General features: G+C 75.7%; 9 protein-coding genes. 2 read left to right on the top strand and 7 right to left on the bottom strand.

Annotated features, from left to right (window positions below):
• Positions 1 to 345 (top strand): CBS domain-containing protein (locus MHW47_RS26435; RefSeq protein WP_374230153.1); only part of this gene is annotated, 345 nt, incomplete at its 5' end.
• Between the two features lie 13 nt (positions 346 to 358).
• On the opposite strand, the gene MHW47_RS26430 is transcribed toward MHW47_RS26435, so the two are convergent.
• The 3 genes from MHW47_RS26430 to MHW47_RS26420 are packed head-to-tail and all read right to left on the bottom strand — an operon-like array spanning position 359 to position 2,726.
• Entirely contained in the window at positions 359 to 1,345 is a 987-nt protein-coding gene (locus MHW47_RS26430; protein WP_239226278.1) for an ABC transporter substrate-binding protein, read from the bottom strand.
• A 23-nt stretch (positions 1,346 to 1,368) separates the two neighbouring features.
• On the bottom strand, positions 1,369 to 2,052 hold the full coding sequence (locus MHW47_RS26425) for an ABC transporter permease (protein WP_239226276.1): 684 nt from the start codon (positions 2,050 to 2,052) through the stop codon (positions 1,369 to 1,371).
• Positions 2,049 to 2,726 (bottom strand): ABC transporter permease, encoded by a 678-nt coding sequence (locus MHW47_RS26420; RefSeq protein WP_239226275.1) that lies wholly within the window; start codon positions 2,724 to 2,726, stop codon positions 2,049 to 2,051. Before MHW47_RS26420 ends, MHW47_RS26425 begins: the two co-directional genes overlap by 4 nt.
• A 138-nt stretch (positions 2,727 to 2,864) precedes the next feature.
• Between MHW47_RS26420 and MHW47_RS26415 the strand changes: the two genes are divergently transcribed.
• Entirely contained in the window at positions 2,865 to 4,994 is a 2,130-nt protein-coding gene (locus MHW47_RS26415; protein ID WP_239226274.1) for a SpoIIE family protein phosphatase, read from the top strand.
• A gap of 49 nt (positions 4,995 to 5,043) precedes the next feature.
• On the opposite strand, the gene MHW47_RS26410 is transcribed toward MHW47_RS26415, so the two are convergent.
• The 4 genes from MHW47_RS26410 to MHW47_RS26395 all read right to left on the bottom strand — a co-directional run.
• Positions 5,044 to 6,537: an ABC transporter ATP-binding protein gene (locus MHW47_RS26410; RefSeq protein WP_239226273.1), complete on the bottom strand. Its 1,494-nt coding sequence runs from the start codon at positions 6,535 to 6,537 to the stop codon at positions 5,044 to 5,046.
• Positions 6,534 to 7,418 (bottom strand): ABC transporter permease subunit, encoded by an 885-nt coding sequence (locus MHW47_RS26405; protein WP_239226277.1) that lies wholly within the window; start codon positions 7,416 to 7,418, stop codon positions 6,534 to 6,536. Before MHW47_RS26405 ends, MHW47_RS26410 begins: the two co-directional genes overlap by 4 nt.
• Positions 7,418 to 8,371, bottom strand: a complete 954-nt coding sequence (locus MHW47_RS26400; RefSeq protein ID WP_239226272.1) for an ABC transporter permease — start codon at positions 8,369 to 8,371, stop codon at positions 7,418 to 7,420. The genes MHW47_RS26405 and MHW47_RS26400 overlap by 1 nt, the downstream gene beginning before the upstream one ends.
• A partial coding sequence (locus MHW47_RS26395; protein ID WP_239226271.1) for an ABC transporter substrate-binding protein occupies positions 8,368 to 9,940 on the bottom strand: 1,573 nt, incomplete at its 5' end. The genes MHW47_RS26395 and MHW47_RS26400, both read right to left, overlap by 4 nt.

The following is a 9,940-nucleotide window of genomic DNA, read 5'->3' as shown; positions in this document are numbered from 1 at the left end:
TCTCTGGCGGCGGCCGGTGCGCGGTGGGCGGTCGTGCTGGACGAGTCGGGCGAGCTGCGCGGCTGGGTGGCGGCGGACGCCCTGCGGATCGCCGGGGGCGAGGGCACGGTGGGTGAGCTGACCCGGCGGATGGATGCCTGGGTGCCGGTGGGGGCGCCGTTGAAGCGGGCGTTCAGCGAGATGCTCCAGCACGACGCGGGGTGGATCGCCGTGCTGGACGGGGCGCGTTTCCTGGGGGTGCTGACTCCGGCGAAGCTCCATGAGGCGCTGCGGCGCTCGGTGGACGCGGACGCGCGGGGCGTGGGGCGCGACGAGGTGCCGTTCGACTCGGTGTCCGACGCCTGAGGACGGGGCTCGGTCACCCGGGCGCGGGGATGAGGCCGGCGGCGCGCAGGTAGGCGCGGGCCACGTCCTCGGCGAGCCGCCGCCAGCTGTCCACCTGTTCGTTGAGCCGGGCCAGGTCGGCGGTGGTCAGTACGGTGTTCAGCCTGCCCAGCGCCGTGCGCACGCCCGCGCTCCCGGCGCGGGCGCGGTTGACGACGGGGACGAGGTGATCGGCGTTCTGGAGGTGCTTGTCGTCGGCGAGCAGGACGAGCCCGAAGTCGTCCAGGGTGGCGTCGGTGGTGGTGGTCAGCACGAGTTGGTCCCGGCCGCTGCGGACGGCCTCCTTGGCCTGGGTGGTGCCCACGCCCTTGGGGTCGACCGCGGTGATGTCGATGCCGTACGTCTTCTTCAGGCCGGGCGCGCAGTAGGGGCGCCGCACGCACTCGTCGCCGGCCGCGAGCCGTACCGGCAGGCCGGAGCGTCCGAGGTCGCTCAGGGTCCTCAGGCGGTGGGCGCGCGCGTACGCCCCGGTGACGGCGAAGGCGTTCTGGTCGACGGCCCTGCCGGGGTCGAGGACGGTGAGGCCGCGCGGTGCGGCGAGGGCGCGCAGGGCCTTCATGGTGGCGGCGAGGTCGGGCGAGCCGACGGGGGCGGCGTCGTCGCCGTGCTCCTTGGCGTTCAGCCAGTCGGCGAAGGTGGCCGCGTACTCGGGGACGACGTCGATCTGGCCGTTCTCCAGGGCGGGTTCGTAGATCTCCCGGTTGGTGACGGAGATGATCTCGGTGGAGTATCCGGCGTGGTCGAGCAGGAGGGCGTACATCTGGGCGAGGAGGTCGCTCTCGGTGAAGCCCGCCGATCCGATCGTGAGGTGTGCGCTGTCGCCGGGCGGGGCGGTGACCTCCCCCTGGTTCTCCAGGCTCGGGCCGGTGGCGCAGGCGGTGGCGGCGAGCAGCAGGAGCGCGGCGAGCGGGCGTCCGCCCCTCGCGCGGCGGGCCCGGCGGGTGGTCCTGCCCCGGTCCACCCGGTGTCCGCCGCGTCCGGGCCTCACGCGGTGTCCCCCGGGCGCAGCCCCAGCCGGCTCGGGGCCAGCCGCTGGGCCGCCTCGAACAGGCCCTCGACGAGGAGCGCGAACGCGGCGACGAGGACGGCTCCGGCCACCACCTGAGGGGTGGACGCGAGGTTGAACCCGGCCGTGATGATGCGGCCGAGGCCGCCGCCGCCCGCGAGGGCCGCGAGGGTGGCCGTGGCGACGAGCTGGACGGCCGCGATGCGCACCCCGGTGACGATGAGGGGCAGGGCGAGCGGCACCTCGACCCGCAGGAGCAGCTGGCGGCCGGTCATGCCCATGCCCCGGGCGGCCCGGACGACGTCCCGGTCGACCTCGCGCATGCCGACGTAGGCGTTGGTGAGCAGCGGGGGCACGGCGAACAGGACGAGCGCCACGATGGTGGGGCCTTCGCTCCAGCGGCCGACCGGGGTGAGCAGGAGCAGCACCAGGACGGCGAAGGTGGGCACGGCGCGCCCGATGTTGGAGAGGTTGACGGCGAGCGCGCCGCCCTTGCCCAGGTGTCCGAGGACCAGGGCGACGGGCAGTGCGACAAGGCAGCTGACGACCAGGCAGAGGGCGGTCAGGTAGAGGTGCTGGCCGAGCCGGACCGCGATGCCGTCCTGGCCGTGCCAGTGCGCGGCGGTGGTCAGCCAGGACCACGCGGCGGTCAGCGTGTTCACGGCCGGCTCCTGGTCCACGGGGTCAGCAGGCGTTGCAGCAGCAGGAGGAGCAGGTCGGCGGCGACGGCGATGACGACGCACAGCACGGACGCGGTGAGCACCTGGGCCTTGAAGTAGGTGTTCATCCCGGCGTAGATGAGGTTGCCGAGTCCGCCGTGGCCGACGATGGCGCCGATGGTGACCAGGGAGACGGCGGAGACGGTGGCGATGCGCACCCCGGCCATGGCGGCGGGCAGGGCGAGCGGGAGTTCCACGGTGAGGAGCAGCCGCAGGGGACCGTAGCCCATGCCGCGCGCCGCCTGCCGGGTCTCCTCGGGCACGGCGCGCAGTCCGGCGAGGAGGTTGCGTACGAGCAGGGTCAGCGAGTAGAGGACGAGACCGGCGACGACGAGCGAGGCGGAGAGCCCGTACACCGGGAGCAGCAGCGAGAACATGGCGAGGGACGGGATGGTGTAGAGGATCGTGGTGAGCCCGAGCACGGGGGCGGCCGCCCAGCGCCGGCTCCGGGCGGCGAGGGCGAGCGGCAGCGCGATGACGAGTGCGATGAGCACGGACACCGCCGTCAGCTGCACGTGTTGCACAGCCGCTTCCCAGAGGATGTGCCGGCGGCTGCTCAGGTAGGCGCCGCAGATCCACTCGTTGCGCGCGAGGCAGTCGTCGGGAGGCGCGGTCACCCGTCCATTGCAGCCCGCTCGGCGGTACGGCGCGCGCCCTGGTCGTCCGATCGGGGCGGGCCGGCCGGTCCGTGCGACGCGCACCGCGAGGGGCGGCATCGCGGTGTCGAGCCCCAGCCTTGGGCGTATTGTCCGCTTATGGACAATGTGGGGCCCGCCATGGACTCCGCGGCGGACCGGCTGGCCGCGGCGGTGGAGTGCGCCGTGCGGGAGTCGGGCGCCGTCGTGGCGATGCTCTATCTGCTGCCGCCGGGCGGATCGTCGCTCCGGCTCGCCGTGCTCGCGGGGGTGCCACCGGAGATCGCCGCTCCGTGGCTCCGGGTGCCGCTGTCCGCACCGATGCCCGTGTCGGACGCGGTGAAGGACCGGCGGCTGGTGTGGCTCGGCAGCCAGGAAGAACTGGCCCGGCGGTATCCGCGCCCCGCGCTCGTCCTGCCGTACCGCTTCGCGCTGGCCGCCGCCCCGCTCGTGGCGGGCGACCGGGTGCACGGCGGGGTCGTGCTGCTGTGGCCCGGCTCCCATCCGACGCGGCTGACGCCGCAGGAGCGGGACGCGGTCGACCACTGCTGCGGGGAGGCCGCGCGGGTGCTGCACGAGGCCCGCGAGCGGGGCAGCCCGGTGACGGCCGGTACCGCGCCGCGGGTGGTGTCGCCCGCCACCGCTCCCCCGCCCGCCCCCACGGAGGCGGTCGCCGCGGCGGACTTCGTCGGCCGGCTGCCGGGCGGCTGCTGCACCCTGGACCTCCACGGCAGGATCACCTATCTCACCGGGACCGGTGCCGAACTCGTCGGCGGGCGGGTGGACGAGCTGGTGGGGACGCTGCCCTGGGAGTCTCTGCCCTGGATGGCCGATCCGCTCTTCGAGGACCAGTACCGGGGCGCGATGATCAGCCGGGAGCCGATGTCCTTCGTGGCCCTGCGCCCGCCGGACCGGTGGCTGTCGTTCCGTCTCTACCCGGACGCCTCCGGGATCAGCGTCTACATCACCCCGGCCGACGATCCGCAGGCCCCCGCGCCGCCCGCCGCCACCGGGGCCGCCGCGTCCCCGGGCGCGCCGAGCCGCGCGGTCGCCCTCTACCACCTGATGCACCTGGCCGCGACGCTCACCGAGGCGGTGGGCCTCCAGGACGTGGTCGAACTGGTCGCCGAACAGCTGGTGCCCGCCTTCCGCGTGCAGGCGCTCGCCGTGCTGACGGTGACCGAGGGGCGGCTGCGCGTCGAGCGGCACCGGGGTTTCGGCGACGCGCTGATGGAGTGCTTCGAGGGCGCCCCGCTGACCTCTCCGGCGCCCGTCGCGCACGTCCTGACGACCGGGGAGCCCGCGTTCTACCGGACGTTCGACGAGTTCCGCCGCGCCTTCGAGCCCGCGACGCTCCAGGAGGGGCTGGCCGCGTGGGCCTTCCTGCCGCTCTTCGCCTCCGGACACGCCGTCGGAACGCTGGTGCTCGGTTACGAGCGCACCCGCCCCTTCGAACCGGAGGAGCGGGCGCTGCTCACGTCGATCGCCGGGCTCATCGCCCAGGCCCTGGACCGGGCCCGCCTGTACGACACGAAGGAGCGGCTGGCCCACAGTCTCCAGGCCCACCTGCTCCCGCACACCCTGCCCCGGATCGGCGGCCTCGACGTGGCCGCCCGCTATCTGCCCGCCACCCGCGGCATGGGCATCGGCGGCGACTTCTACGACGTGATCCCGCTCGACGCGACGACCGCCGCCGCGGCCATCGGTGACGTGCAGGGCCACAACGTGACGGCGGCGGCCCTGATGGGCCAGGTCCGCACCGCGGTGCACGCCTCGGCGGGCGCCCCGCCCGCCGAAGTCCTCGCCCGCACCAACCGGCTGCTCGCCGACCTCGATCCGGGCCTCTTCACCAGCTGCCTCTACGTCCACCTGGACCTGGCCGGCCACCGCGCCCTGCTCGCCACGGCGGGCCATCCCCCGCCGCTGCTCCGGCACCCCGGCGGCGACACGGAGGTGCTGCGGCTGCCGCCCGGGCTGCTCCTCGGCATCGACCGGGACGCGCACTACCCGACGACGGAGATCCCCCTGCCGCCGGGCGCCGCGCTGGCCCTCTACACGGACGGCCTGGTGGAGGTCCCCGGCACCGACCCGGACGACTCGACGGCGGCGCTCGCCCGCGAGTTCACGCGCGCCGGGGACCGCCCCATGGAAGCGGTCGCCGACGACCTGGTCCGCTACGCCAGGAGCGCCACGCCGGGCAGCGACGACATCGCGCTGCTCCTGATCGAGGCGCTGCGGGGCGGGGACTGAACCTGGCGGGGACTGAACCTGGCGAGGGCTGATCCGGGCGGGGCGCGTCTCAGTCCCGGAGCCGCGCGTCCGCCGCCACCAGTGCCCCGGTGAACGGATGCTGCGGCGCGCCCAGCACCCGTTCCGCCGGGCCCGACTCCACCACCCTGCCGCCGTCCATCACCGCGATGCGGTTCGCCCGGGCGGCGGTGCGCAAGTCGTGGGTGACCAGGACCAGCGCCCCGACGCGGCCCGCGCGCAGCAAGCCGTGGAGCAGGGCGAGCACCGTGTCGCGGGAGCGGGGGTCCAGGCCGGAGGTGATCTCGTCGCACAGCAGAATCCGGGGGCGGGCGAGGGCGGCGCGGGCCAGGGCCGCCCGCTGGAGTTCGCCGCCGGACAGGTGGGCGGGGCGGCGGGCCGCCACGGCTTCCGGGAGGCCCAGCTCGGCCAGCAGCGTCAGCGCCTCGCGCCTCGCCGCGGCCGGGGCCGCTCCGCGCAGCCGTACCACCGTCCGGGCGACCTGGTCGAGGACCGGGCGGTGCTCGTCGAAGGCGGCCCTCGCGTCCTGAAAGACGTACTGCACCGCGGCCACCTGGTTCCGGGAGCGGTCGCGCAGACTGCCCGGCAGGGGTTCGCCGCCGACGAGGACGGCTCCGTCCTGGGGCGGGTGCAGGCCGCTCAGGCAGCGGGCCAGGGTCGTCTTGCCGCTTCCGGAACGGCCCACGACGGCGAGGCACTCCCCGGCGGCGACGGTGAGCGAGACCCCGTCGAGCACGGGCGTCCGGCCGTACCGCGCGTCCAGCGCGCGTACGTCGAGCACGGTGTCCCCGGGCGTCCGGCCGCCCAGCGGGGTGCGGGCGGCGGACGCGTCCGCCGGGTCGGCGGCCTCCTGGGTCCGGCCCCCGCGCAGGACGACCACGTCGTCGGCCAGCGCGCGGACCACGTCCCGGTCGTGGCTGAGCAGGAGGACCGCGATGCCCTGCCGGGCGATGTCGGCGAGCAGTTCCACGACCCCGCGCTTGGTCAGCGCGTCCTGGCCGGTGGTCGGCTCGTCCGCGACGACGACGCGGGCGCCGAGCAGCAGCACCTGGGCGAGCACCACGCGTTGCTGCTGTCCGCCGGAGAGCTGGTGGGGGAAGCGGCGCAGCAGCCGTCCGTCCGCCGGCAGCCGGACGCGGGCCAGCGCGTCGAGCACCTGTTGCCGTGCGGCGGCCCGGCGCCGGGAGCGGGGCAGGTGCCGCACCCGGGTGCGGGCGATGTCCGTGAGGAGTGCGCCGACGCGGCGGGCCGGGTTGAGCACGGCCGCCGGGTGCTGGGGCACGTAGCCGATCAGGCCCCGCTGCGCGCGTACGCTGCCGGTCACCCGCGCTCCGGGCGGGTACTCGCCGAGCAGGGCGAGCCCGGTGGTCGTCTTGCCGCTGCCCGATCCGCCGGTCAGCGCGGTGACTCGGCCGGGCCGCAGGCGGAGGTCCACGCTGTCGAGCACGGCGCGCCCGCCGATCTCGACGCGCAGCCGCTCGATCACGGCGACGGGCTCCCGCGCGGGGGTGCGTACAGGTGTCATCGGTCCTTCTCCGTGCGGGGCGGTCGGGCGAGGGCGGCGTCGGCGAGCAGGTTGCCGCCCGCGGTGAGGGCGACGATCAGCAGGGCGGGCACCACGGTCGCCCAGGGCTGCACGGCGAGACCGGTGCGGTTGCGGTCCACCATGACGGCCCAGTCGGCGGCGTCCGGCGCGACGCCCACGCCGAGGAAGGCCGCGGTGGCGACGAGGTAGACGGCTCCGGTGAGGCGTACGCCGATGTCGGCGGCGAGGGTGCGGCCGATGGAGCGTCCGACGTAGCCGAGGGCGAGCCGTGCCCAGCTCTCGCCCTGCATGCGGAGCGCCTCCACCGCCGGGCGCGAGGCGGCTTCCGCCCCGGCGGCCCGGACGATCCTGGCGGCGTCCGGGATGCCGACGACGGCGACCACGACCGCCAGCCCGGCCGCCCCCGGCCGCACGGCGGCGGCGACCAGCAGGACGACGAGGAGGGACGGCACCGACAGCAGGACGTCCAGCGGGCGCATCAGCGCCTCCTCCAGCCAGGCCCGGCGGGTGAGGGCGCAGAAGAAGCCGGCCGGCAGCGCCACCGCGTAGGTCAGGGCCGTGGCCGCGACGGCGACGGTGACGACGGACCGGCCGCCCAGCAGGACCTCCCGGAGCACGTCGCGGCCGGTGAAGTCGGTGCCGAGCCAGTGACCGCCGCCGGTGGTCAGCGAGGTGCCGCGCGGTCCGGCGTCGCCCGCGAACAGCGGCCCGGCCAGGGCGAGCAGCAGCGGCACGCCGAGGACGAGGAGACCGGGTAGGTAGCGCAGGCCGGGGCGCCCCCGGGTGCGCGCGGCGTCGCGCGAGGGGCCGGTGACGATGCTCCGGAGGCGGCGCCGGGAGCGGGCCACGGCGAGGGCGATCACGCGGCCACCTCCGTCCGGGGGGCGAGGCGGTGGGTGAGCAGGTCGGCGCCCAGGTTGAGCAGGACGGTGACGAGGCCGAACACGACGGCGAGTCCCTGCACGGTGGGCAGGTCGCGCTCCGCGACCGCGTTCATCAGGACGGTGCCGAGTCCGGGGACGACGAACAGGGCCTCGACGACGACCACCCCGCACAGCAGCCAGTCCACGGTGCGGGCGAGTTGCTGGGCGGCCGGGGCCAGGGCGTTGGGGAGGGCGTGGGCGTAGCGGACCCGGGTGCGGGAGATGCCGCAGCGGCGGGCCTGGGCGGCGTACGGGGAGGCGAGCGCGTCGATCATGCCGGCCCGGACGAGCCGGGCGAGTGAGCAGACGGGGCGGGCGAGCAGGACGAGGACGGGCAGGACGAGGGCGCCCGGGTGGGAGGCCAGTTCGGTGCCGTATCCCACCGCGGTCGGCGGGAACCAGCCGAGCCGCAGCGCGAAGACGGCCACCAGCAGGGCGCCGAGGGCGAATTCGGGCACGGCGTAGAGGCCGAGCAGTACGGCGCTGACGGCCCGGTCCGCCGCGCCGCCCTCGCGCCGGGCGGCCAGCACGCCGAGGCCGATGCCGGCCGGGACGAGCAGCAGGACCGTGGGCACGGCGAGCAGCAGGGTGGGGCCGAAGCCGTCGGCGAGGGCGGCGGCGACCGGCCGCCCGGAGGTGAGCGAGACGCCGAGGTCGCCGTGGAGCAGCCCGGCCATCCAGTCCAGCAGGCGTTCGTGGGCCGGCCGGTCCAGCCGCAGGGCGGTGCGGACGGCCTCGATGCGGGCCGGGTCGGGCTGGTCGCCGGCGAGGGCGACGGCGGCGTCGCCGGGCAGGGCCTCGGTGGCGGCGAAGACGAGCAGGACCACGCCCGCGGTCTGCGCGCCCCCGAGCAGCAGCCGGCGGGCGATCCGGTGCCCGGTCGCGGTCACGCCAGCCACACCTTGTCGAAGCGGGCCCAGTCGAGGGTGTTGGCGGGGGCCCGCCGCTCGACGCCCCGGACGTTGCGGGCGGTGCCGAGAATCCAGTCGGCGAAGCCCCAGACGAGGAACGGTCCCTCGGTGTGCAGGCGGCGCTGCATGCGGGCGTAGACGTCGGCGCGGCGCTGCGGGTCGCGGGTGGACTGGGCCTGCCGGTAGAGGGCGTCGAAGTCGCGGTGGCGCCAGTGGGTGGCGTTGGTGGTCGAGTCGGTGAGCAGCCGCTGGGAGAGGTGCGCCTCGATGGGCATGGCCCCGGAGCGGTAGCAGCAGAGCGTGCCCGAGTCCAGGATGTCCTTCCAGTAGGTGTCCTTGCTGCCGGTGCGGATGCGCAGGGTGATGCCGGCCCGCGCGGCCTGGTCGCGGAAGACGGCGGCCGCCTCGGTGAAGCCGGTGGCGACGGGTGAGGTGTCCAGGGTGAGGCGCAGGTCGTCGGCGCCCGCTTCCTTCAGCAGCCGCCGGGCGCGGTCGATGTCCTGTTCGCGCTGGGGGAGTTCGTCGGCGTAGTACTGGTAGCCCTTGCCGAAGAGGTCGTTGCCGATCTGGCCGGCCCCGGACAGGACGCCGCGTACGAGTTCCGCGCGGTCGGCGACGAGGAAGAGGGCCTGGCGGACGCGCGGGTCGTCGAAGGGCGGCCGGTCGGTCTTCATGGCGAAGGACTGCATGGCGCTGTCGCGCAGCCGGACGATGGTGACGCGCCCGCCGTGCTCATGGGCGCGGGCGGTGGCAGGGTTCAGCTCGTGGGCGTACTCCACCTGGCCGCCGAGGAGGGCGTTGACGCGGGCGGACTCCTCGTCGGCGACGACGAACTCCAGCTCGTCCAGGTAGGGGGCGCCCTCCCAGTAGGCGTCGTTGCGGCGCAGCAGGGTGGAGCGGCCGGGTGCGAAGGACACCAGGCGGAAGGGTCCGCTGCCGACGGGCGCGCGGTCGAAGTCGCCCTCGCGGGCGGAGGCCGGGATGATGTACGCGCCGAACGCGGCCATGACGTTGGGGAATTCGGCGGTGGGGCGCTTGAGGACGAATTCGACGGTCCGGGTGCCGCGGGCCCGGCTGGCGGTGAGGTCGATGGGTTCGAGGGAGGCCCTGGCCCGGAAGGCGCGCTTCGGGTCGGCTATGCGCCGGTAGCTGTGCAGGACGTCGGCGGCGGTGACGGGAGTGCCGTCGTGGAACTCCGCGTCCCGCAGGGTGACCTTCCACCGCTTCAGGGTGGCGTCGGGTTCCCAGGACGCGGCGAGGCGGGGCTGTGCGGAGAGGTCGGCGCCGTAGTCGGCGAGCTTGTCGTAGAGGGCCTTGGCGCGGGCGGCGTCGGCGAAGAGGTTGCTGCGGTGGGGGTCGAGGGTTTCGCTCGCCCCTCCCCCGGCGAAGGCGGCCCTCAGCCGGCCGCCGCGCCTGGGGGTGCCGGTCTTGGCCTCGGCGTCCGCGCCGGGGCGGGCGGGGTCGCCGGCGCCCGCGCAGCCGGAGAGGGCGAGGGCTCCGGCCGCTGCGGAGACGGCGAGGAGGGTGCGCCGGTGCGGGCCGGGGAAG

It is taken from the genome of Streptomyces sp. OfavH-34-F (genome assembly GCF_022347745.1).
Classification (GTDB): Bacteria; Actinomycetota; Actinomycetes; order Streptomycetales; family Streptomycetaceae; genus Streptomyces.
This window is presented reverse-complemented; position numbering and strand designations above follow the sequence as displayed.

What these genes read in the sequence shown, in the direction of transcription:
- MHW47_RS26415 (WP_239226274.1), top strand. Translation starts at nt 2,865, where the DNA reads ATGGACAATGTGGGGCCCGCCATGGACTCCGCGGCGGACCGGCTGGCC.
- MHW47_RS26410 (WP_239226273.1), bottom strand. Translation starts at nt 6,537, where the DNA reads ATGACACCTGTACGCACCCCCGCGCGGGAGCCCGTCGCCGTGATCGAG.